This is a genomic window from Priestia sp. P5_B4 (genome assembly GCF_056400385.1).
The window spans coordinates 1-966 of record NZ_JBFULJ010001169.1 but is presented as its reverse complement, the minus strand read 5'-3'; the positions used below and the strand labels follow the sequence as shown (position 1 = coordinate 966).

1 protein-coding gene is annotated in these 966 nt (G+C 39.0%); it reads right to left on the bottom strand.

What is annotated here, in order from left to right; translation table 11 throughout:
- Positions 1-776 (bottom strand): S8 family serine peptidase (locus AC1DRF_RS29675; RefSeq protein WP_477742529.1); only part of this gene is annotated, 776 nt, incomplete at its 3' end.
- Between the last annotated feature and the right edge of the window lie 190 nt (positions 777-966).

Genomic DNA, 966 nt, shown 5'->3' with positions numbered 1-966 from the left:
AGTACACGATAAGCAAGTAAATGAGCATCAGGAGCTACCCCTTTAATTTTCCCGTCCGCTGCAATTGTTCCTGCTACGTGCGTTCCATGCGTTGTTGCTTCGCCTTTTGAATCTCCAGCAGGCGTTTCTTGAGGATCTTTGTCATCATCTACAAAATCCCATCCTTTATATTTCTCAAACGCTGACTTTAAATCCGGGTGGTCGTAATCAACGCCTGTATCGATAACGGCTACGGTCATATTTTTACCTGTATACCCTGATTTCCACGCTTGATCTGCTCCCACATAGTAAATGCTTTTATCCATTTCAGAACCGTATTCTTCCGCGCTCACTTCTTTCGATTTCACTTCTGTTGTATGATATTCAACGCTTGGGTAAATAGCTTTTACTCCGGGCAAACTTGCTACTTTTTCAAGGTCATTAGCTGGAAGTTCCGCTGAAAACCCGGAAAACACTTGGTCATATTCACGCTTTACTTTTGAAGTTTTAGAAGCTTTTGAAAGCTCTTTTTTCACTTCGTCACGCGCTTTTTTAATCTTTCCTTTACTTTGCGCTACTCCTTTTTTCTTTGCTTCCGCTACAGACTCTTCATTTAACTCCACAATAACTTTTACTTTTTTAGCCGACTTTAAGTTATAGTCTCCTTGAATTTTAACTAAAGACGGTTCAAGCTCTGGTTTTGAATTTCCGTTGGCGGATGCTCCCATTGCAAAAGAAGATAAAGCAACCGAAAATGCTACTGTACTTAATACAGACCGAATTGATACTTTTTTCATTGTGTTTTCCCTCTCCATTTCTCTCTATACTTCGTGCTACTATGTATGCCTTCATCCCCAGAACATACGCATCTTTCGCTTAGCTAGTGAGCTAAAAACTAGAATAGTATGGAAGTTCTATATATTACTATAAAACCCTTGAGTCTATGGAATCATTTTATATATTTATGCAAATTAAGCACTAATGCTC